Origin of the sequence: Shewanella saliphila (assembly GCF_014648295.1) — a bacterium.
Taxonomy (GTDB): domain Bacteria; phylum Pseudomonadota; class Gammaproteobacteria; order Enterobacterales; family Shewanellaceae; genus Shewanella; species Shewanella saliphila.
On record NZ_BMQV01000036.1, the window covers coordinates 1 to 23,598 of the forward strand.

The window sequence follows — 23,598 nt, forward strand, 5'->3', positions numbered from 1 at the left end:
CGCATGATAGGACAGGGTATGTGTTCAGCAACTATGCTGAATGGAAGTATGCATGAGCCGTATACGAGGTCCGTACGTACGGTTCTGTGAGAGGGATGGGGCGGTGACGCCTCACCCTACTCGATGATCTTATCGGCAGTTAACGGTTGCTGTTTAACGCTAAATTTCGCATTATCTGTGCTTCATGTTGCTGTCAGTACTGTTTATTATGCCTGAAACTACGATTTTTAAACCGAAACAAAAACGCAGTCAAGATACTCAGCAAAAGTTGATTGATGCGTTACATCACTGCTTAAAAGATAAATTTTTTGAACATATCAGCATTAAAGAGTTGGCAGAACACGCGGGTGTTTCAGTAGGAACCTTTTATCGTCGTTTTAAAGATAAAGAATCTTTACTGCCATTGCTATATCAAGATTTTGGCCACGATCTCGATATGTGGGTGAGCCAGCTTGAGCAACAAACGTCTACAGACTTAACGCAAGCCTTAACTCTTATTTGCCAACAGACTTACCAGTTTTTATGTGAACGGCAAAGTGTATTCCGAACTTTACATCTCAACTCGCGCCTGCACTCAGACATTTTAGCATCGGATAAGTTGGTCAACCGTGAGGTGATTTACCAGCGTATATCAGCGTTAATACAACGCCATCAAGTTGAAATAACCGCAAATAATAAATCACAATCCGCTGATTTAGCTGTATTTATTATGATTTCTACTTTATTAGATAAAGTGTTATATCCCACCCTAACACCAGCATTAGCCAGCCAATTATCTTGCAATGCTTTTGCCGCCGAATTACCTAAAGTGTTACTCGCCTACCTAAGATCGGTTTAAGCTTTACTCACCAAACTTGCCCATGTTGAGTTAATCGTCAGCTAATCACTAACTCGATCAACAATGCCTATTTGCATTATTTATGTGTCTCACGTAGATTATGTGAACTTAAGTTCGCATAAATGGGAGCGTAAGTGGTTTCGCATCAATAGGTTTGTATAAGCCGAGCCGCATAACCAGGATTGCATCAGTCGATTACTGTTAGCTAACGAGACTGACTCACCTCCAAGAGGCAAAAATGAAACAAGCTTCATTGAACATGACGTTGTTAAATGTCGCTACAGTCATCTTGCTTAGCAGTGTGACGCAAACTGTGGCTGCACAAACTGCTGAACAATCTGTACAGTTTATCAATCACAATAACGCTAACGCATTGCCCTTTTCAGAGGCGGTGCAGGTCAATAATACCTTGTATCTCTCTGGTCAGATTGGCTTTGATAACCAAACTAAACAATTAGTTACTGGTGGCGTTGAGGCTGAAACAAAAGCGACCCTTAACAATATTAAGCGCACATTGAATCAAACAGGGTATCAACTTAACGATGTGGTTAAGTGCACGGTGATGTTGGCGGATATCAATGATTTCGGCAAATTTAATCAAATTTATCAACAGTTTTTTAGTTCTCCTTATCCAGCCAGAAGTACTTTTGCTGTCAGTGGATTAGCGCTAAACGCACAAATAGAAATTGAATGTATTGCTGCTAAATGAGTTTAATTCACCACTTTGTCTTTTTTGGCTACAAGGATTAGTAGCCTCATTTTTTTATTGAATAGGAATGCGTTATGTCTATGTCATCTTTCAGTCAAAAGAACATCACTGCAGCAATGCTTGGCAGCTTAAGTCTATTTAGCGTGGCAGTATCTGCTCAAACAGTGATAACGCCTCAAAAAAGTCCGTTTATTGCCTATGATCAACCGACAATCGCTTTAGTGGGGGTCAAACTTATTGATGGCTCTGGCGCTAAAGCTAAAACCAATCAAACCGTGATAATGGAGCAAGGCCAAATCACTTATGTTGGCGATGCGAATAATGCAGATATCGCCGCAGGTACCACGATTATTGAAGCTACCGGTAAAAGCGTCATCCCAGGTCTTGTGATGATGCACGAACACATGTTTTATCCTACCGGTAAGGCTCAGTACACTGAAATGCTGTATAGCTTTCCTAAATTGTATTTAGCAGGCGGAGCCACTACGGTCAGAACGGCAGGTACTACGGCCCCTTATGGTGATTTAAATGTACGTGATGCTATTGCGCAAGGGACGACATTTGGTCCTGACATTGATGTAACAGCGCCGTACTTAAATGGCCCAGGTTTACCGATTTTAAAACTCAAATCATTACGTGATGCTGAAAATGCCAAAAAGATGATTGATTATTGGAGTTATGAAGGCGTCACATCTTATAAAGCCTACATGCAAATTAGCGAGTCTGAACTTAGCACCGTGATTGACCAGGCGCATTTACGTAACCAAAAAGTCACCGCACATTTATGTTCAATTACCTATCGTCAAGCCGCCGATTTAGGCATTGATAATTTAGAACATGGCTTTTTTGCCGCAACAGATTTTGTTAAAGATAAAGTCGCTAACGAATGTCCAAAATCGGCTCATCAATCGCTGGTCGATTTGGATATTGATTCTCCTGAGGTGGCGAGTTTAATACATCACCTAGTAGAGAAAAAGGTGGCATTAACCTCTACACTCACGGTGTTTGAAACTTACACTAAAGGTCGACCTAAAGCGTATCCATTAGCATTAGAGGCATTAATTCCCCAACTCAAAACCCATTATGAAGAGAATTGGCAAAAAATTGCTCAGCAACAAGATGCGACTTGGCCTATTGTGTTTGAAAAAATGCGCATTCTAGAAAAGCGCTTTGTTGAAGCCGGCGGTTTGCTTATGGCGGGTACCGATCCAACCGGGTTTGGCGGCGTGATTGCTGGGTTTTCTAATCAACGTATGGTGGAGTTACTGGTTGAGACAGGCTTTAGCATCGAACAAGCGATTAAAATATCGAGTTTAAACGGAGCAGCCTATTTGGGCAGAGACAAATCAATTGGTTCAATCGAGGTGGGTAAACGTGCTGACTTAGTGCTAATTGATGGTGATTTAAGCCAAGACGCCAGCGCAATACAGCAGATGCAATATGTGTTTAAGCAAGGCATAGGCTATGACACTGCCGCACTGATTAATGCAACAAAGCAAGTTGTCGGTATGCATTAATTAGATGTGCGAACAAATTGAGGTAAGCAAGATAATGCTGTTTACCTCAGTTTTGTTAACCTGAGACATGGATATTTATTTGCCATAACCTCAGGTATTTAAGTGCCTTTTTTGAGCGCTTGGCAATGATTTCAACCCAATATTTGAGGCGGTTAATTATTTGTGTCAGCAGTGATTGATTTTAAATAAACTCAGCGTATGATGCGCAAAAATTCCTATTTTGGAGCACTCTGTGCGCATCGCAATACTGTCTCAAGGCCCGCAATTATATTCTACTCGTCGCTTAGTCGAAGCTGCTGTCGCCCGCGGACATGAAGTTAAAGTCATCAACCCATTAAAGTGTTATATGAACATCAATATGACTAAGCCTAGCATTCATATGGCAGGTAAAGATTTAGGTCATTTTGATGCGGTGATCCCGCGCATTGGCGCGTCTGTCACTTTCTACGGTTCTGCGGTATTACGCCAATTAGAAATGATGGGTGTTTATTCTGTAAATAGCTCAATTGGCATTGCTCGCTCGCGTGATAAATTACGTTCGATGCAATTATTGTCGCGCAAGGGAATTGGTCTACCTATTACCGGTTTTGCCAATAAACCGAGTGATATTCCTGATTTAATCGACATGGTGGGCGGTGCGCCATTAGTGGTTAAATTACTTGAAGGCACTCAGGGTATTGGTGTGGTGCTTGCTGAAACCCGTAAAGCCGCTGAAAGTGTACTAGAGGCCTTTATGGGGCTTAAAGCTAACATTATGGTGCAAGAATACATTGCTGAAGCCCAAGGAGCTGATATTCGCTGTTTTGTTCTCGGAGATAAGGTGATTGCCGCCATGAAGCGTCAAGCCAAGCCTGGTGAGTTTCGCTCAAACTTACATCGAGGTGGCAGTGCCACTTTGGTTAAGCTTTCACCACAAGAGCGTTCAGTGGCCTTACGTGCAGCGCGCACTATGGGGTTAAATGTGGCTGGGGTAGATTTATTACGTTCAAATCATGGGCCTGTAGTGATGGAAGTAAACTCGTCACCAGGACTTGAAGGTATTGAAGCGGCAACCGATAAAGATGTGGCAGATGCCATCATTTGTTTTATTGAAAAAAATGCCAATAAACAGAGCGCACAAATGGGCGTTTGTTAATCTAAATAACCTGAGCTCAGGTTAAATAACGTCAACAAATGCTGAAATGTGATTGTCGATGCTGATAAGACTATGCATTTTCAGTTAAATTACGTATAATCCGCGCGAATTTTTTAAACTTGCTCACATTAAGGAAGCTAGTTATGGCGATCGAACGCACATTTTCTATTATCAAGCCAGATGCAGTTGCAAAAAACCACATCGGTGCTATCTATAACCGTTTTGAATCAGCTGGTCTTACGATCATTGCTTCTAAAATGGTTCACCTTTCGAAAGAACAAGCTGAAGGCTTCTATGCTGAACACAGCGCACGTCCTTTCTTTGGTGCTTTAGTGTCTTTCATGACTTCGGGTCCAGTAATGGTTCAAGTGTTAGAAGGCGAAAATGCAGTACTAGCTAACCGCGAAATCATGGGTGCAACTAACCCAGCTGAAGCTGCTCGTGGCACTTTGCGTGCTGACTACGCTGCAAGCATCGACGAAAACGCAGTTCACGGTTCTGATGCAGTTGAATCAGCAGCACGTGAAATTGCTTACTTCTTCAGCGCTGAAGAAGTGTGCCCACGCACTCGTTAATCTTCGCTTGTAAGATGATAAAAGGAGCCTCATGGCTCCTTTTTTGTATTTAATAAATGAGTATTAGCATTCGCCCCTTTTGCCATCAACATCTCTACAAGCCGCACTCACATCTAATACCAAATACTTATTATTCAACATCTAATACCAGCATCAAGTATCTAACGCCAGTATTCAACACTTACCACTCAATATCTAACACTCATCATTCAATGCTCACGGACGAATACCAGTATTTCGACGCTTATTACAGTGGAGTTGTCTTTTCACTTAATAGATATCTATGGTTCGCATTGACTAAACCGCTGACAGGGTTAACTGAGTAGGTTATTTCATCAGTGTCTTGATTAATTACGCCGTTGAGTTTCTCAATTAACAACTTGACTCATCTTGATCCAATCAGTCTTAACTGGGTTGTATCTACAACAAAATGTTATCCATTTGTTATGGTTGGCTTGTCAATTTTTGAGTGATAAACGAACGATTAGATGAGTGTTACGGGTTTAATTGATGCATTAACAGACAGTTTTTTGGGTGTTTTTGACTACTCAAACAAACAGTTTGCAGTATTTATTGACATAATCTGAATAAAAATAAGTGTATAGAATAGGTTTAAGTTTATTTGTGAATAAATAGTCAGTGGCTCATGTGGGCAAAATTACTGCTTTTTAGTTCAAATTAATAATAATTTAATTAAATTTACAAAAGTAGGCATAGATATATTTTGTGAGCAATTGTTTTTTTATTGTTACGAGTGTTTATTTTGTGTTTTTTTAATGTTCCCTTAAGATCTTTTACTTGTTTTCTTGTTGTTTTTTTATTGTTTTTTATTTGTGTTATTTTAATTAATGTAAAATAACATAAACATAACAATAATGCTTAATATTTTATTAACGTGTTGATTTTTAATCTTAATGTTTATTGCATTTAATTGTCGCCTTTAATTTTTGTCATCATTTCATTATCAATCTATTTACATGTTGCCTTTGTTGACTAAATGTTTTTTATTCATTAATAATGTGGCCAGATAATTAGTTATATCAATTATCTATATACGACATAAAAATTATAATTACTTATTATCACTTATAAATTACTTATAAATTACTTATAGGTTACTTATATGTGCTTTATATAGGTTAAAGGGAGATTATCCATGAGTTCATTAACGTTAACAGCTAAGGCGGTTCGCCGTAGTATTCTAGCTGCGACAGCAGCGTCGGTTGCTTTTTCAGGCTTAGTATTTGCAGAAGAAGTTGAAAAAGTAGAGCGTATCGAGGTTACAGGTTCACGTATTAAGCAAGTGGATATGGAAACGTCTTCACCTGTTACCGTATTAAGTGCCGCAGATATTGCACTTACAGGTGAAAAAACAGTTGCAGATGTACTTAACAACTCATCTATTAACGCATTCGGTTCATGGCGTGGTACGTCTGGCTATGGTTCAGGCGCAAGTGCAACGAGCTCAATTAACATGCGTGGTCTCGGTTCTCAGGCTACGTTAGTTTTACTTGATGGTCGTCGTATGCCTGGTACGAGTTCGAGCTCTGGTTCAACTGCTGATACTTCGCAAATTCCGATTGCTATTGTAGAACGTATTGAAATTCTACGTGATGGTGCATCAGCTGTGTATGGTTCAGATGCAGTTGCAGGCGTTATTAACATCATCACTAAAAAAGAATTTGAAGGTGTTCAATTAGATTACAGCACTGAAATACCTGATGTTGAAGGTGGTGAGGCGACTCGTTTCTCTATTGCAACAGGTTACAACACTGATAGAGGTAACATCACTTTCACCTACGAATACTATGATACCGAAGCTGTAATGGATAGTGACATTTGGGATATGGATAGCGATTCTTATGGTGATTATAGCTCATTCAGTTCAGTACCAAATGGTTATTACAATACCGGTGAAGTAGATGCAGATGGTGATGATGTTTATGGTTTCTACTCAAACTCTGAAATGTGTGATGATACAGAAAACGTCGTAAATGGAACTGATGGCGATAACAATGGCCGTTGTTACTATAGCTATGGTGAAGTGACTAAACTTTTCGGTGATATGACACGTAACTCGTTTATGACTAACTTTAGTTATGACATTACTGATGACATTCAATTCCGTGGTCGCGGTTCTGCATCATTAAGTGAAACCAATACACGTTATGCTGGTACACCTGTTTCAACTAACTACCCAGTTATGTCTGCTGATAATGCCTATAACCCAACTGGCGAAGACATGACGATTTATATGCGTTCTGTGCAACTTGGTGAGCGTGATACGTTAACTGAAACCAATAGCTACGATATGTTAGGTGGTTTAGTTGGATTCACTGATATCGGTAACGGTATCGATTGGGAAATCAATGCTCAATATTCAGGCTCAACAACTAACTCATTTAACTATAACTTGATTAATGACGACATTATTCAAAGTGAAATTGATACTGGTAACTACGATATCTTCAACACCAGTGGTATGAGTTACGATGAGTGGGATCAATCGATGACTGAGCTGTACAGTGCAGCTGCTCATACCGGTGTTTACCAAGGTAAATTCGATAGTACTCAGCTTGATGGTTTAGCTTCTACGACACTGATTGATAATGACAACTTCACACTTGCTATGCTAGTCGGTGCTGAGTACGAAATGATCAACTTTAAGCAAACTTCAGACCCAGAATCAGCAGCAGGTATTATCTCTGGTGGTTCAGGTGGTGATGATGTCAATGCTGAACGTGACCGTACTGCTGCATACACCGAAATCCAAATGGGCTTACCTGCAAATGTCGATGTTTCGTTAGCCCTTCGTTATGAGCGTTATGAACAAGAAGGTTCGCTAACTGGTGCGACAGGTGTTGTGACTAACTCTTCAACATTTGATGCTGTTGTCCCTAAAATTGGTGTGAGCTGGCGTCCTGTTGACAGCTTATTAGTTCGTGCAAGTTATGGTGATTCATTCCGTGCGCCTAACATGGGCGAGATGTTTTCATCTCAATCGTTAAGCTTTGAAACTGCATATGACTCAGTATGGTGTGAAGCGAACAACGATTCAGATGCTAACTACTGTGCGACCGGTAACCAGCATAAAACATGGTTTGGTGGTAACCCAGACCTAGAAGCTGAAGAAGGTAACTCGCTAACATTAGGTGCAGTTTGGAATGTCACTGATGCATGGAGTGTTGAACTTTCTTACTACGACATTACTTACGACAACAAGATTGAAGCTGTCAGTGCAACAGATGTTATTCGTGACGAAGTACTTAATGGCAGTTCAGACTCGGTGACTCGTGGATCGGATGGTAAAATTGAATACATAGAAAGTGGCTACATTAATTTGTCTTCAGTCGAAACCAGTGGCTTAGATTTTGCGACATCGTATAATTTAGAAACGAGTTTCGGTGACTTCAACTTCAAAGTTGATATGACACATGTATTAGAATTTGTAGAGCAAACTGATTCTGATTCTGTAGCAATCGATTACGCAGGTTTGCAAGATTATCCGCAATGGCGTGGTAACTTAGCTGCATCTTGGTACTACAGCGACTTTAACGCTGCTTGGACAACTGTGTACATTGGTAGTCAGTCTGGTGAATATTGGCGTGACCTAGGTTACGATTATATTACTGATACACCGGATTACTTTAAACACAACATCCAGTTTGGTTATACCCATGATTGGAACGGTACTATCACAGTGGGTATAAATAACGTCTTTGATGAAGAAGCACCAACTTGGTACGACTTCTCTGGTTACCGTGACGTCAATACTGACTTATATGACGTATTAGGTCGTACGTTCTATGTACGTGTTAACCAAAAATTCTAAATATAGTTTAGGTACTAAAAAAAACCGCTAGTCGGAGTTTCGGACCGCAGACAAAGCCCTAGACATTTGTTTAGGGCTTTTATCTAATAGCGTTTTTCATGACAGTTGTCGCCTCAGTGGTTGTATTAAACGGCAACAATGAACATATAGCATCCGTCACTCAGCCAATAAATCTGCCAAGTAGAATTCAATTGTAGCGCTCACATTCGATACCCAATACTCAACACCCAACACCCAACACCCAACACTAAGACCAGTCTCCAACACTCACGACCCTGCACACTATCCCCAACGTTCAATACTCAATCAACATTTACTACGGCATAACGGTATTTCGATAGCGCTTTACAATCGGTTTTGTTTTTCCTGTTAATTGATATCGTGCTTCACGCTAACAAAGCTGCAGTTATCTGACAAAGATTAAACGGGGAAGGGGTATTAATAGAATAGTTTGGTCAACTGTACAGTGAGCACTTAATGAGTCGCTTTACTCACCTTGAGTTAATCAGTAAATCAAAAATTTTTCTAACAATAAAATGTTACCATTTTGTTGTATATGAAGTGTTATTTTTGGAATGACAAATGAGCTATTTGGCAAGTGACTTGTGAATGTCAGGCGAAAAACGGATGCATTATTACACTGTTTTTTAGGCATATCGGAGCATGTTAATAAGTGTTTTGAACTATTTATTAACATAATTTGAATAAAAATCAGCGTGTAGAATACGTTTAAGTTTATTTGTGAATAAATAATCAGTGGCGCATGCAGACAAAATTGCTGTTTTTTAGTTCAAATAATTAATAATTTAATTAAATTTACGTAAGCCGTCATAGATATATTTTGTAATCAATTAGGCTTGTATTGTTGTAAGTGTAAATATTTTGTTTTTTGTCGATCTTGAATTTGTATTTTTATGGTTTTTTATTTGTATTGTTTTTAATTGATAAAAATAACACAACAATAACAATAGTGGCTATTTTTAGTTATCTATCTGATTTTTATCGTTAATAAATTAGTCAAATCAATTGTCACTTTTCGTTTTTATTATCATTTTGTTTACGTGTTAGCGTTGTTGACGAAAGGTTTTTTCTTCATTAATAATGTATTTGGTAATTGGCTAGGCCGATTATTAATAATTAAAAATATAACAACTTGTTTTATTTAATTCCAAGAATAGGGAGTTTTCATGAGTTCAGTAACATTAACTGCTAAGGCAATACGTCGCAGTTTATTAGCTGTAGCAGCAACAAGTGTCGCAACAACAGGTTTATTTTCTTCTGCTGTTATCGCGGCAGATGACGAGAAAGTTGAACGCATCGAAGTCACTGGTTCACGTATTCAGCGTCAAGATATGGAAACGGCATCACCTGTAACCGTTATCTCTGCCGAAGCGATCCGTGCAGAAGGTTTTACTTCTGTCGATGAGCTGCTTCAGGCTCAAACGTCAATGGCCGGTGCCGCTTTAGGTTCTAGCTCAAACAATGGTTCAGATGGTGTTGCTCAAGTCGACTTACGTGGTATGGGTTCTCAACGTACGTTAGTGTTGTTAAATGGACGCCGTATGGTGAACTCAGGATCTGGTGCTGACAGCTCTGTGGATTTGAACTCAATACCCGTGGCAATGATTGCACGCGTTGAGATTTTAAAAGATGGTGCTTCTGCTGTTTATGGTTCAGATGCTATTGCAGGTGTGGTTAACATCATCACCAAAAAAGATTTCGAAGGATTCCAATTAGACCTTAACGGCAGTACCACTAGCGAAAGCGATGGTGAAACTGCTGAAATAAGTGGCTTATATGGATTTAATACCGATAGCGGTAACTACACATTTGGTGCGGCTTATTCAAAGCGTGAAGGTGTAATACAATCTGACCGTGATTGGACAGACCCAGGTTACAGTTCTTATCTTCCAACGGGCTCACTCGATGGCATGGTGCAAGACGGTGCCGGTGGTTGGGAAGAACGCTCAACCGGTTATGATTACACCACGAGCAGCTACTACCAAACACCAAATGAGCGTTACAGCTTGTTTGCCAATATGGTTCAAGAGTTCGACAACGACATAGTGTTAACCGCTGATGCGCTTTATACCAAACGTAAATCTGATCAACAGTTAGCACCGCAACCTGCATCAGTCATGCTAGACGTGTGCGATAGTGATTCAGATAGCTCATGTGTCACATTGACCGATGAGATGACAGAAGCCGGTATTTCAGCTGATGAAACTGGCCGTGTTGAATACCGTCGTCGTATCACCGACGCTGGCCCACGTATTTATTCACAAGATACCGATACCTTCCGTATTTCAGCCGGTCTTGCTGGTGAGCTTGATATTAATAATGGTATGAACTGGGATGTCGCATACACCTACGGTAAGAACAAAGCAGAATCTAGTGTTGCAAACTCAATCAATGCGACAAACTTGTCTGAGTCAGTTTATGCAAATCAAGATGCCTGGTTCAGCGGCGATGCATTAACAACGGAGATTGTTGATGACATCAGCTATACCGACAATGCAGATGGTGGTAATGAACAACATGTATTCTCTGCGGGTCTAAACGGCGATTTATTTGATGTGAGCGCGGGTACAGTTGCGTTTGCGATTGGTGCTGAATACCGTTATGAAAGTGGTTATTACAACCCAGATCCAGTTACTGTTGCCGGTGATAGCACGGCTGCACAGCAAGATGCAACAGACGGCAATTACGATGTAATCTCGGTTTTCCAGGAAGTGAGCGTTCCGTTCACTGATAAGCTAACCGGTGAATTTGCATTACGTTATGACGATTACTCTACATTTGGTAAAGCATCAACGTGGAAAGTCGGCCTAACCTATGAAGCTACCGATGATTTAATGCTTCGTGGTGTTGCTGCAACAGGTTTCCGTGCGCCTAGTATCAGCGAGCTATATGGTGGAGACACGGGTTCATACGATTATTTGGAAGACCCATGGGGTAATGAAGAAGATTCACAAATCTTGGTTCGTTATACTTCAGATGAAGACTTACAAGCAGAAGAGTCAGACTCTTATACAGCGGGTTTAGTTTACTCACCAAGTTACGTTGAAGGTTTATCGTTAACAGTTGATTACTGGCGCTTCAAAGTCACTAATGCGATTACTCGTTTAGATGTGCAAGCGGGTCTAGATGCTTGTTATGCGGATGCCTCATCTTCATCGTGCGAAACCTTTAATATTGGTTCAAATGGTGATTTAAGCAATCTGACTAGCTCGCTAACCAACGTGGGTAGCCAAGACACCAGTGGTATCGACTTTAATTTAGCATACAGCTTCAGTGCATTAACGTTAGATTGGAAAATCAACAACGATACCACCTACTTGCTGAACTTTGAGCAAGAAGGCATTGATTACACCAATATGATTGACGGTAACTTTGGTGCTTATGCTGAAGTGCGTAACAACTTCAATATCCAAGCCGGTCAGGATGATTGGAACGTCATGTATTCGAACCGTTATATCGGTGAAATGGAAGACCTAAGTACGGGCGACGATGTTGATGCAGTGCTTTATCACAACATTGCCGGTACTTACCATGTGTCTGAAATGATTACCTTAAGTGCAGGTGTGAAAAACATTACTGACGAAGAGCCATCAAGTGTTTCAAATGGTAGCGATGGTGGTACGGTACCAGAAGTGTATGACACTGTGGGTCGCCAATATTACGGTGGTGTCAGCGTTAAGTTTTAATTAATACCTAAATAGTGCCCATCGGCCACTGAAAGACAAAAAGCCTGCATCGCTGCAGGCTTTTTATTTGGCTGTAATATCAGACCTAATGACTTAAGCGTAATTCAAGGCGATGCTCATTCATATATTTACGCTGACAACTTGCACAGCGCTGCTCTGTTGGTTCATTAATTAATCGACTCATTTCGATTTCCATTTCACAATCTGAGCATAACCCGTACAAGCCTAATTCTAATTGGCATAAGGCAGCATCGAGTTTCATTAGCTGAGTAAACAATTCCGTATTCGCAAGCTTAACTTTCGGCATAAAATCAATAATATCTCCAAGAATTGCTGTTTTTACAAGCTCTGCAGAGTCAGGAGAGACATCTTTGATAATAAGCAATAGTTCACGACGAAGCTTGAGCTCAAGCTGTTGTAATTTTTGCTGTATGTCCTGGTGGTTGTGCAACGGAGGTAACCTTTACTGATAATGTCACTAGAAATTATATTCTAAGCACAAAAAATCTGCAGGTTATGACTAAGATCAATTCTATGGAAGATTTTTCAATTCAGGCCCTAATAAGCCTAGTAGCCTGAGTGAAAGCACCATTAGCGTAAGGTTTGATGTGCGTGCTGCAGTACCTTGACGATTTCTTCAGTGGTTTTAAATACCCGTAATTCACGAAATAGAGCATCGGCTTCAGGGTATTGACGATTCAAATAACTAAACCACTGCTTTATCCGTGAAGGATAATAATCAGACTTACGTCCAATAAGCTCTTTTTCAGTGTAATTCATTAATAATGTGAGCGTTTCGAGCCAGGTATAGGGGGCGGCGCCGGTTTTGATGGTGTCACCTAAATTGGGTAACGAAATTGCCCCGCGGCCAATCATCACACTGTCACAACCCGTCACATCCATGCACCGCTGTGCGTCAGCGGCATTCCAAATTTCGCCATTAGCAATAACCGGGATAGGCAAACGTTTACGCACTTCGGTGATGTATTCCCAATAAGCAGGTGGTTTATAGCCGTCAGTTTTGCTGCGGGCATGAATGGCCAGTTCTGTAGCGCCGGCCTCATATACGGCTAAGGCGTTTTCCATAAACAGAGATTTATCTTCGTAGCCTAAGCGTATCTTAGCGGTGACCGGTTGCTCGCTTGGCACTGCGTCGCGCATGGCTTTAACGATGTTATGAATATTTTCAGGATACTGCAGTAATACCGCGCCACCTTTACTCTTGTTAACCGTTTTAGCCGGGCAACCAAAGTTAGCGTCAACGCCATTAGAGCCCAGTTCAATGGCTCTTATTGCATTTTGCGCCATCCAATCAGGTTCTTGTCCGAGTAATTGCACCCTTACAGGCGTGCCAGCTGGAGTCAGTCCGTCATTAAGCAACTCTGGGCATAATTTATAAAAGACTTTTTCGGGTAATAACTGATTAACCACCCGCACAAACTCTGTGACTACTAAGTCAAACGGGTTAATGGCAGATAAAATATCACGCATATGGTCATCAACCACACCTTCCATCGGAGCTAAAATTACGCGCACAATACACCTTACTGAATAAAAAAGTGCGCTATTTTACCGTGTTTAATTCGCGATAGCAGCATCGTTAACATGATTAAAAAGGGTTAGGTGTTTAATTTCAATTATATTATTGATTAATAGATTAATTAATCATGGTGATCAGGTTTGTTAATAGTGTGTTACTGGTATGTCTGTAGTCTTTTTTGTGTTAATTTTACGCGTTCCTAGCAAGGATTGCTTACAATAAGAGTGATTTTTTTCACATTTTTTCATTTCTTTTGAAATTAATTTTACATACTGCAGGTCTTTTTAACCAAGCCGGCAATGATGTTGGTCACCAATACATAATCAAAACACGAGGAAGACAATAATTATGAACTCTATCAAACAAACTACTGTAGCTGTTGCGTTAGGTGCTGTTGTGATGACTGCTGGCTTTTCTGCTGAAGTACAAGCTAACCCATTTGGATTCGAACAATTAACCGCTGGCTATCAATTAGATGGTGGCGAAGGTAAGTGCGGTGAAGGTAAATGCGGTGGCGACATGAAAAAGTCTGCTGAAAAAGCCAAAGAAGGTAAATGCGGCGAAGGCAAATGTGGTGGCGACATGAAAAAGTCTGCTGAAAAAGCAGTAGAAGGTAAATGCGGTGAAGGCAAATGCGGCGGCGACATGAAAAAGTCTGCTGAGAAAGCAGTAGAAGGAAAATGTGGTGAAGGCAAATGCGGTGGCGACATGAAAAAGTCTGCTGAAAAAGCCAAAGAAGGTAAGTGTGGTGAAGGTAAATGTGGTGGTCAGAAGTAACCCATTATAAGTTGATCATAAGCATTTGATAATGCTCATGCTTATCTGACACAATTAAGGCCTGAGTTTCAGGCCTTAATTTTATCTCAGTTTTATGGTTTAAGGACGCATTATGTCAAATGTGCAACACCCCCCACTTAATCAAGCCAGTGTTGGTTTAGGCCTGCGCCGTGAAATGCTTGATGAGTTTTGCCAGCATGTGCCGCCGGCGATTAACTTTTTTGAGGTTGCACCAGAAAATTGGATGACTTTAGGTGGCAAGTTTGCACGTCAGTTTAGGCAGTTAACTGAGCAGCATCGATTTTTTTGCCATGGGTTGTCGTTATCAATTGGAAGCCCTGAAGCGCTAGATACTCAATTTATTAAACAGGTTAAGCAATTTTTAGACAGCCATAATATAGAAGTGTATTCAGAACATTTAAGTTATTGTTCGGGTGCAGGGCATATGTACGACTTGATGCCCATTCCTTTTACAGATGAAGCCGTAACCCATACCGCTAGGCGGATTAACCAAGTCGAAGACATCCTCGAGCGTCCGTTTATTCTTGAAAACGTGTCTTTTTATGCCGCTCCCGGTGCGCAAATGAGCGAGCAAGCCTTTGTGAATGCTGTGCTGCAAGAAGCTGACTGCAAACTGCTACTCGATGTGAACAATATTTACGTTAATGCGATAAATCATCAATATGATGCCAGTGCATTTTTGGCGGCGATGCCGAGCGAACGTATTGCCTATTTACATATTGCTGGCCATTACGAAGAAGCGGCTGACTTAATGGTTGATACCCATGGTGCTGATGTGATTGATCCTGTGTGGGCGCTATTGCAACAATGTTATCAACTACATGGCGTGCATCCGACTTTGTTAGAGCGAGATTTTAATATTCCTAAAACTGAAGTGTTATTAAACGAAATCAATCAAATTCATCAATATCAACACGCTGCACTTAGCGGGACTAAGTAAGCGTTGAGCTTCATTGACACTTAATCAGTAATTTAAGGACACATTATGGGATTTACTGAAGTACAGCAGCAGTTTATGGATTACATTCGCGACCCCAGTTTACCTATGCCGGAGGGGATTGAACCGCGGCGGATGAAGGTGTATCGAGATTTATTTTTTAATAATATCTCAGGATTTGTTGCCAGTGCCTTTCCGGTATTAAAAAGCTTGTATCACGATGATAAATGGCAGGCTCTCGTACAGCAATTTTTTGCCACACATGACTGCAAAACCCCAATATTTGTCGAAATAGCGGGAGAGTTTTTGGCATTTTTACAACATGAATATCAATTAACAGAAGATGACCCTGTGTTTATGTTGCAGCTTGCACATTATGAATGGTTAGAATTATGCGCTGCTGTTGCACCTGATATTGCTCCGTCACAACAGCTCTATGGTGACGATGTTCAACAGCATGACTTATGCTTAGCGCCGAGTGCAAAGGTGGCTCAATATGCCTTTGATGTGCAACATATTAGTGTTGACTATCAACCAATAGAGCCAACAGAACAGGCCAACTTTTTTTGCGTATATCGTGATGTTCATGACGAAGTGGCCTTTTTACAATTAACGCCATTAAGTGCACAAGTGTTAGCGTATATAGAACAAATATCACAAGTTCAACGGGTTAACATAGATATCATTGTTGAGTGGCTGGCAGAACATTATCCGCAAATGTCGGCGGAATCACTGTTATCTGGTTGTATACCGCTATTACAACAGTTAGCACAAAAAGGCATTATTGTTGCCGCTAACCCAGCGTAATAGGCTTATAAAATTTAAGGTTTTTATTTTATTAATATGTGTCTAAAATAAGCCACTTTTTGTGATATACCTCACGTAAAAAGCTTGTGTCTTCCTATTAAATAATGTGGTTAACGCAATACATTTACCGAGCCATTACCGTCACAATATCACCTTACATTTAGGAATTATCATGAGTCAGCCGTTTAAAGACCCGTTTAACATCTTTTATTTCATTGGTTTTATTTTGGTTTTATTGATTCCAACGTTGCCAGCGACGCTTTCATGGTTGAAAGTAACAGGTCTAATTTAACGCTCACTTCAGGTTAATTTGTAATGATATTGCCTTATTAAACCACTCTGATAGAGTGGTTTTTTGTTTTAGGCGAGGACACCAATGGCGTTAAGACGTGGTTTTTTTCTTATTATTGGCTTATGCAGCTTGGTATTAGGTTTAATCGGTATTGCATTGCCGTTATTACCTACAGTGCCATTTATTTTATTGTCTGCTTTTTGCTTTGCGCGCTCAAATGACCGCTTGCACAATTGGTTAGTGACTCACCCCTGGTTTGCTGAGGGCATTCATCAATGGCAATCCAAACGCGCGTTGAGTCGACCACTGAAGAAAAAAGCCATGATAATGAGTGCTCTTAGCTTTTGTATTAGTATCATTATTGTGCCGCTGGTGTGGGTTAAAATTATGCTGCTTTGCATGATGCTCGTTTTATTATTTTTTTTGTGGCAGATCCCAGAGTTAGAATAATAAATCAGCAGTTAATGCATGACAGTTGCAACTGAATTGAAACGGGCATAAGATCAAAGCAGAATTTTTACCAGAGTCCACCCATAACGTGGACTTTTTTATTGCGTAATCACTTTTAAACAGAGTTAACTTATTATGATGAACCAACACAGTTTAGCGCTTATCAAGAACAGTATTCAAACCATTCCTGATTATCCAAAACCAGGCATTATGTTCCGTGATGTCACAAGTTTGTTAGAAAGCGCTGAAGCGTATAAAGCCACTATTGCCATTTTAGTCGCTCACTATCAATCTAAAGGTTTTACTAAAGTGGTTGGCACAGAAGCGCGTGGCTTCTTGTTTGGTGCTCCATTAGCATTAGAGCTCGGTGTTGGTTTTGTTCCTGTGCGTAAACCAGGTAAATTACCGCGTGAAACCATTAGCCAGACCTATGAATTAGAATACGGTAAAGATACCCTAGAAATTCATACCGACGCGATTAATGCCAACGACAAAGTGTTAGTTATTGACGATTTATTAGCGACTGGCGGCACCATCGAAGCCACTGTAAAACTGATCCGTGAGCTTGGCGGTGAAGTAGGGCATGCTGCCTTTGTTATTTCATTACCTGAAATTGGCGGCGAAAAGCGTCTACAAGATTTAGGGATTGAAGTATTAAGCTTGTGTGAGTTTGATGGCGAATAGCAAGATTAAATAACTGCTAATTAATTAGGCAGTTAACTGCTTTAAAGCGTATCAAAATCACGCTCAACAATAGCATGCCAGCCCTTGGCATGTTATTGTTATCCCCTTTAATGGGATTGACTCCCGATGGCTCTCTGTGGGGATTTTCATGTCTTATCAAGTGCTCGCCCGCAAATGGCGTCCAGCTAAATTTGAACAAATGGTTGGTCAGTCCCATGTACTCATGGCACTCACTAATGCCTTAAGTCAGCAACGTCTTCATCATGCTTATTTGTTTACCGGAACCCGCGGGGTCGGTAAAACCAGTTTGGCGCGCCTGTTTGCCAAAGGGCTTAATTGTGAAACCGGCGTCACCGCCAATCCATGTGGTGAATGTTCAAGTTGTATTGAAATTGCTCAAGGCCGTTTTGTCGATTTAATTGAGGTCGATGCAGCGTCGCGTACCAAAGTGGATGATACCCGCGAGTTGCTCGACAACGTGCAATACCGCCCATCTCGTGGCCGCTATAAAGTGTACCTCATCGATGAAGTGCACATGTTATCGCGCAGCAGTTTTAATGCCTTATTAAAAACCTTAGAAGAACCACCAGAGCACGTAAAATTTTTATTGGCCACCACAGATCCGCATAAATTACCGGTCACGGTATTGTCGCGTTGTTTGCAATTTAATCTGAAAAGTTTATCGCAACAAGAAATCAGCCAACAGCTTGAATTTGTTATCACTCAAGAGCAATTGCCCTTTGAACAACAAGCCTTAACCTTGTTAGCTAAAGCCGCCAACGGCAGTATGCGTGATGCACTGAGTTTAACCGACCAGGCCATAGCGTTTGGTAGCGGTCAGGTGATGCTTGAGCAAGTGCAAACCATGTTGGGCAGTATTGATGAACAGCATGTTATTGCGTTATTAAAAGCCTTGTGCGACGCCGATGTAGGCCCGTTAATGCAAATGGTCGCCAAAGTGCTCGCGTTTGGCGCAGACGCTGAAGAAGTTCTGCGTAGTTTGTTAGAGTTACTGCACCAAATTACCTTGACTCAATTTGCCCCAGCGGCCGCTCAACAGTCACTCTTTGCCGAGCAAATTTTAGCCTTTGCTCAACAATTAGCACCTGAACAAGTGCAGCTTTATTATCAAATGTTACTCAATGGCCGTAAAGATTTGGCCTTTGCGCCAGATCCTAAGTCGGGTCTTGAAATGGCCTTATTGCGGGCTGTTGCATTTACCCCAGAAAAACAAGTGAAACGTTGGGTTACTACATCTCCTGCCGCGATTGATTTATCAGCAACGCAAGAGGTCGCAGATACAGGCCCAAAGCCTGAGAACACCGCAGCACTTAGCCAATCTGTATCTGCGGATATTCAATCAGATGAGACGAGTGCCAAGGTCATTGAGTCACCAAGCCCGATTGCGGATACACATTCGGATGACAATGCTCAAGCGGCAATGATTCAACCGCCCGAGCCTATTAGTGCAGAAGATGATGAGCTTGAATCAACCGACCCAGCCTTAAGTGCTGAGCAAAGCTTATTAGTGAGTCAGGCCGAAAGTTTGGGCTATCAGTCGCAAGCTGAACTTGTCCCCGCGGTGAATGACGCGCAACAGGCGTCTACGACAGTTGCTGTAGAGGCTGATACGTTTAAGTCAGAACCACTCACGAGCGAAGCTCAAGAGGACAATAACGCGCTTGAAAAGCCAGTTGTTCATACTGAGCCTGAATCAGAACCTATTGAAGTCAGTGTTCAACTGAATACTGATGCCGTTATTGAGCCGGCCTCAAACGCGGACCCATTCGATGGCTATTCATTTAACGATTTCGACCAAGACGCTGATTATCAACCCTCTGATCATGATGATTATTTAGCGTATTCGGCGCAAAATGATACGGGCACATTTGATGCAATTGCTCCAGAGCAACAAACGACACCATCCACTAGCGCTGAAGATGAGCCTAATGCAGAGAAAACTGCAGCGAAAAATGACTTTGAAGATCTGCAATCCGATACCCTAGACTTTTTAGATATGGTTTTAGCCAGCCGTGATTCGCTGCTTGCCGATGTCGATGCGTTGCAACAAAAAGAGCAAAGCGCCAGTAAAGCATCTAGCGCCACTAAGACATCTTTTGGCCCCAAAGCCAAAACCTCTGAGTCTCACGTTTCCCCTCAAGTTACGCCACAACAATCGCCTGCTGAGATTGAAAACCTCGCGCCAGTAAAGCCTGAGTCAAATAGCCCAACACCAGCAATATCGGCAACAGTTGAGCTGAGTGAGCAGAGTAATACGCAATCACAGCCCACAGTATTGCAAGATAGAGCACCTTGGGTAAAACCAGAGCCAGGTGAAGAGATTACCGCCTTTGCCGACGTTGCAGGAAAGCCTGACTCCGAGCCTCAGAGCGCCAAAGTTGATGTTCAAGTTAATGCATCTGTTGCAGTCAATCAGCATATTGATGCCCAACCGTTAACGAATACAGCGCAAGCGTCAGCAAGGGAACAAACGACAGAGTTAGTGCCTTTTACGCCCCACAGTATTGAAGGAAATGAGCTTGATTTACATTGGTATAAAGTGATGACCCATGTATCAGTCGGTGGACGCGTTCGTCAACTCGGGGTTAACTCGGTTTTTCAAGCGCACTCCAATCCAATCGTGTTAGTGCTAAAGCCTGATCAAAAGCATTTGTCAGCGCCGATAGCGATTGATCAATTACAAGTCGCACTAACAGAATATTTGCAGCAGCCAATAGAGGTGCAAATCCAAATTGGTGTTGTTGCAAACCGTGAAACACCGTTAGAATTACGTAAACGCTTTCATCGTGAATTAATTGCTCAGGCCGAGCAGTCAATACTACAAGATGATAATACCCAGTGGATGATCCAGCGTTTATCGGCGCAACTAGACAGTGACAGTATTGAATACCCGCCAGAGCAATTGGCGCAAATAGCCCAAGATATTGCTCAAATAACGGTTCAATAATGTTCAGTAAAACGTAATTTAGGTTGAAATGAACATATCTTCATCTCAAAAATGCTCAGCCTAGATTGCCAATCACATTTTTTTCAGTAAGATTAGCGCCACTATGGCGACTTGCTAACAACCTCAATTAGAGAGAGACGACTATGTTTGGTGGAAAAGGCGGAATGGGCAATTTAATGAAACAAGCCCAAATGATGCAAGACAAAATGGCAAAAGTGCAGGAAGAAATTGCACGCACCGAAATGACCGGTGAAGCTGGTGCTGGCCTCGTTAAAGTCACAATGACTGGCAGCCACAATGTCCGCAAAGTTGAAATCGACCCAAGCTTAATGGAAGATGACAAAGAAATGCTAGAAGACTTAATTGCTGCAGCATGTAACGATGCAGCGCGTCGTTTAGAAGAAAATCAAAAGACTAAAATGGCCGAAGTGACTGGCGGTATGCAATTACCACCAGGAATGAAAATGCCGTTTTAATCGTTGTTTGGTACAACACGCAAAAAAGCTCAAGCATCATGCTTGAGCTTTTTTGTTATGCGTCTGAGTCAGTTGGTACAGCGTCTAATACCACATAACCTTGGGCTTGATAATCATTAATACATTGCTGAAATTTGTTTTCGAGTTTGATTTCATCAAAAAAACCAAAGGCATACGAGTCACATTTTACTTTCATTTTTTGATCGTTTATCAATATTGCTTCTTTCTTTAATTCTGCAAATCCCATTGCATACGCAATGTCGACAAACTTGAGATTAATTAGATAGCCAAGCGCCACTGCGACAATGATAATAATCAGCTTTTTCATAATACATCCTTAATATTATTAATGATTCCATGAGTTATTCAGTGAGCGTTTACTGTTCAATTTAGTATGTTGCACTATCACTGGGTATAAAACTAGTAAGCAATCCTTATGCCAAATAATAATCCATATTAAATCATGCTCTTAGTGGTATTTATTACGCCGTCGATGGTTTTAGTTAGCGAGCATGTGGTTAATCTGACCAATTATTATGCTAATTGATTATATTAATTGTGTCACAGGTTTAAGTCTTTTTAGTCGACATTAGTGGTCAAAGATCAAGCTTAAAAAATTCAACCTAAAGTATCTGATTTTTGACTCCAGGTTAAAAATATTTGACATATGGTGGTAGTGGATTATGATAAGTGAAGTTAAAGATTTTATACATCAAGTATACTGAGGTTTACATGGACAATAAACAGAAAGTGATTCAATGGTTACAGGAAACCAGCTTTAGAGAGCTGACGTTATCGGTCGATTTTTTAGTGACCGGGTATATTGGTTACTTGTACGTCAGTGCCTTAGTCAATGCGACCCCAGAACAATTAGCGTCAATCGCGTGGCTATCGACTTTGTTACTGCAAATTATTATCTATTCAATTGTATTAATGGTGATCAGTTACATTGTGCTGGGGCTAATCAGTGATAATGAGCTGTACCAACCGATGGATGTCAGAGAAAAGCAGATTAATTTGGTTGGTTATAAATACAGTGCCATCATTTTGCAAGTAGGGGTGATTTTAGCGCTAGTTCAATATAATATCGCCGCCCAAGGTTTTGAGTTTATGCAATCGAGTGTGCCACATTTACCGTTGCATATTTTAGTGGGCGCATTCTTATTGGCCGAATTAGCGCACTATGGCGTGCAATTGTACAAGGGGCGTACAGGAGACATTTATGGGTGATCCTGCTGACAATAAACTTGGGATTTCAAACTCTATCCGTACGTTACGGTTTTTACGTAATGAAATGACCCAAAAACAATTGGCCGATCTAATAGGTGTTACCCGCCAAACTATCATGGCGATTGAATCCAATAAATACTCACCAACGCTTGAGGTGGCTTTTAAAATTGCAGAAGTGTTTAATTTGCCGCTTGATCAAGTGTTTAGTTATCGCTCAGAGAAGTAGTCTGGCACAGTCTTGTGCCAGCAACATATAACGATTTACAATCTCTGGCCAACAACGATAATCCATGACATTTTTTGTGATTTTCAGTTGAGGCTTTTTGCTTCGATTCTCAGCTTCGAAAATGGGTTAGATTAATAGTGACAGCCATTAAATGGCTTAGGTGAAGTGTTTACACAAGTGTTTATTTATTAAGGTATTGGCAATTATATGAAATTTAGTCCTTTGGTCGATGAGTTAATCCAGTCTTTACGTGGTTTACCTGGTGTAGGACCTAAATCGGCGCAACGTATGGCATTTCAACTGCTTGAGCGTGAACGTAAAGTCGGATTAAAACTGGCTGATTCATTACAAAAAGCCATGTCAGAAGTAGGGCATTGCCAAAGTTGCCGTACCTTTACGGAACAAGAGCTGTGTCCTATTTGCTCAAGTCACCGTAGGGTTAATGCAGGGGTGATTTGTGTGGTTGAAACACCAGCAGATGTCTTAGCGATTGAAGCGGGTGGTCACTTTAGCGGGCGTTACTTTGTATTACTTGGGCATTTATCGCCACTTGATGGTGTGGGCCCAGAAGAGTTAGGGCTGGCGTTGCTAGAAAAACATTTAGCCTCAGATGATGTCAATGAACTGATTTTAGCCACCAACCCAACCGTTGAAGGTGATGCCACCGCGCATTTTATTGCTGATATGGCCAGACGTCATAAAGTGGTTATCAGCCGTATTGCACATGGCGTACCTGTTGGCGGTGAGCTTGAATATGTCGACAGCACCACGTTGGCGTTATCCTTTAACGGACGAATTCCCCTTTAACCACTCATCATAAGGATTACCTGCCAATAGCAAATTGGCAGGCCTTTATTGATATTGTCGACATTAGTGC

The 23,598-nt window shown here is 41.1% G+C and carries 20 protein-coding genes; 17 read left to right on the plus strand and 3 right to left on the minus strand.

Annotated elements, in window-relative coordinates; genetic code table 11:
• Positions 1-208 precede the first annotated feature (208 nt).
• The 7 genes from IEY48_RS15070 (at position 209) to IEY48_RS15100 (ending at position 12,313) form a co-directional block, all read left to right on the plus strand.
• Positions 209-838 carry a TetR/AcrR family transcriptional regulator gene (locus IEY48_RS15070; RefSeq protein WP_188921766.1) on the plus strand — a complete coding sequence of 210 codons (630 nt, stop codon included), beginning with the start codon at positions 209-211 and terminating at the stop codon, positions 836-838.
• 238 nt (positions 839-1,076) lie between these two features.
• Positions 1,077-1,547: a RidA family protein gene (locus tag IEY48_RS15075; protein ID WP_229786503.1), complete on the plus strand. Its 471-nt coding sequence runs from the start codon at positions 1,077-1,079 to the stop codon at positions 1,545-1,547.
• Positions 1,548-1,621: 74 nt separating this feature from the next.
• Positions 1,622-3,064 (plus strand): amidohydrolase family protein, encoded by a 1,443-nt coding sequence (locus IEY48_RS15080; protein WP_229786504.1) that lies wholly within the window; start codon positions 1,622-1,624, stop codon positions 3,062-3,064.
• A gap of 232 nt (positions 3,065-3,296) precedes the next feature.
• The gene (gene rimK, locus IEY48_RS15085; protein ID WP_188921768.1) at positions 3,297-4,199 is read left to right on the plus strand and encodes a 30S ribosomal protein S6--L-glutamate ligase; all 903 of its coding nucleotides are present in this window, start codon (positions 3,297-3,299) and stop codon (positions 4,197-4,199) included.
• A 143-nt stretch (positions 4,200-4,342) separates the two neighbouring features.
• Positions 4,343-4,774 carry a nucleoside-diphosphate kinase gene (gene ndk, locus IEY48_RS15090; RefSeq protein ID WP_188921770.1) on the plus strand — a complete coding sequence of 144 codons (432 nt, stop codon included), beginning with the start codon at positions 4,343-4,345 and terminating at the stop codon, positions 4,772-4,774.
• 1,156 nt (positions 4,775-5,930) lie between these two features.
• Positions 5,931-8,606 (plus strand): TonB-dependent receptor, encoded by a 2,676-nt coding sequence (locus IEY48_RS15095; protein WP_188921772.1) that lies wholly within the window; start codon positions 5,931-5,933, stop codon positions 8,604-8,606.
• Positions 8,607-9,793: 1,187 nt separating this feature from the next.
• Complete coding sequence (locus tag IEY48_RS15100; RefSeq protein WP_188921774.1) at positions 9,794-12,313, plus strand: TonB-dependent receptor; 2,520 nt, start codon at positions 9,794-9,796, stop codon at positions 12,311-12,313.
• Between the two features lie 85 nt (positions 12,314-12,398).
• Here the strand turns inward: IEY48_RS15100 and IEY48_RS15105 are convergent, their stop codons facing one another.
• Both IEY48_RS15105 and dusC read right to left on the minus strand, forming a co-directional pair.
• Positions 12,399-12,764 (minus strand): TraR/DksA family transcriptional regulator, encoded by a 366-nt coding sequence (locus IEY48_RS15105; protein WP_229786505.1) that lies wholly within the window; start codon positions 12,762-12,764, stop codon positions 12,399-12,401.
• Between the two features lie 140 nt (positions 12,765-12,904).
• Entirely contained in the window at positions 12,905-13,849 is a 945-nt protein-coding gene (gene dusC, locus IEY48_RS15110; protein WP_188921776.1) for a tRNA dihydrouridine(16) synthase DusC, read from the minus strand.
• Between the two features lie 352 nt (positions 13,850-14,201).
• Here dusC and IEY48_RS15115 point away from each other — a divergent pair, with 352 nt between their 5' ends.
• The 7 genes from IEY48_RS15115 (at position 14,202) to IEY48_RS15145 (ending at position 21,265) form a co-directional block, all read left to right on the plus strand.
• Positions 14,202-14,630 carry an HvfA family oxazolone/thioamide-modified RiPP metallophore gene (locus IEY48_RS15115; protein ID WP_188921778.1) on the plus strand — a complete coding sequence of 143 codons (429 nt, stop codon included), beginning with the start codon at positions 14,202-14,204 and terminating at the stop codon, positions 14,628-14,630.
• A 112-nt stretch (positions 14,631-14,742) separates the two neighbouring features.
• Complete coding sequence (locus IEY48_RS15120) at positions 14,743-15,591, plus strand: HvfB family MNIO-type RiPP peptide maturase (RefSeq protein ID WP_188921780.1); 849 nt, start codon at positions 14,743-14,745, stop codon at positions 15,589-15,591.
• Positions 15,592-15,636: 45 nt separating this feature from the next.
• Positions 15,637-16,395 (plus strand): HvfC family RiPP maturation protein, encoded by a 759-nt coding sequence (locus tag IEY48_RS15125; RefSeq protein WP_188921782.1) that lies wholly within the window; start codon positions 15,637-15,639, stop codon positions 16,393-16,395.
• Between the two features lie 376 nt (positions 16,396-16,771).
• Entirely contained in the window at positions 16,772-17,137 is a 366-nt protein-coding gene (locus IEY48_RS15130; RefSeq protein WP_188921784.1) for a YbaN family protein, read from the plus strand.
• A gap of 132 nt (positions 17,138-17,269) precedes the next feature.
• Positions 17,270-17,821, plus strand: coding sequence for an adenine phosphoribosyltransferase (gene apt / locus IEY48_RS15135; protein WP_188921842.1), 552 nt, complete (start codon positions 17,270-17,272; stop codon positions 17,819-17,821).
• 148 nt (positions 17,822-17,969) lie between these two features.
• A complete protein-coding gene (gene dnaX / locus IEY48_RS15140; RefSeq protein ID WP_188921786.1) occupies positions 17,970-20,789 on the plus strand; it encodes a DNA polymerase III subunit gamma/tau in 2,820 nt (939 codons plus the stop codon).
• A gap of 143 nt (positions 20,790-20,932) precedes the next feature.
• A complete protein-coding gene (locus IEY48_RS15145; RefSeq protein ID WP_188921788.1) occupies positions 20,933-21,265 on the plus strand; it encodes a YbaB/EbfC family nucleoid-associated protein in 333 nt (110 codons plus the stop codon).
• A 55-nt stretch (positions 21,266-21,320) separates the two neighbouring features.
• On the opposite strand, the gene IEY48_RS15150 is transcribed toward IEY48_RS15145, so the two are convergent.
• Positions 21,321-21,593 carry a hypothetical protein gene (locus tag IEY48_RS15150; RefSeq protein WP_188921790.1) on the minus strand — a complete coding sequence of 91 codons (273 nt, stop codon included), beginning with the start codon at positions 21,591-21,593 and terminating at the stop codon, positions 21,321-21,323.
• Positions 21,594-21,997: 404 nt separating this feature from the next.
• Here IEY48_RS15150 and IEY48_RS15155 point away from each other — a divergent pair, with 404 nt between their 5' ends.
• From IEY48_RS15155 to recR, 3 genes are all read left to right on the plus strand, one after another.
• Positions 21,998-22,495, plus strand: coding sequence for a hypothetical protein (locus tag IEY48_RS15155; RefSeq protein ID WP_188921792.1), 498 nt, complete (start codon positions 21,998-22,000; stop codon positions 22,493-22,495).
• Positions 22,488-22,721, plus strand: a complete 234-nt coding sequence (locus tag IEY48_RS15160) for a helix-turn-helix transcriptional regulator (protein ID WP_188921794.1) — start codon at positions 22,488-22,490, stop codon at positions 22,719-22,721. Before IEY48_RS15155 ends, IEY48_RS15160 begins: the two co-directional genes overlap by 8 nt.
• Before the next feature lie 207 nt (positions 22,722-22,928).
• Positions 22,929-23,528 (plus strand): recombination mediator RecR, encoded by a 600-nt coding sequence (gene recR / locus IEY48_RS15165; protein ID WP_188921796.1) that lies wholly within the window; start codon positions 22,929-22,931, stop codon positions 23,526-23,528.
• The last annotated feature ends 70 nt before the right edge of the window (positions 23,529-23,598 follow it).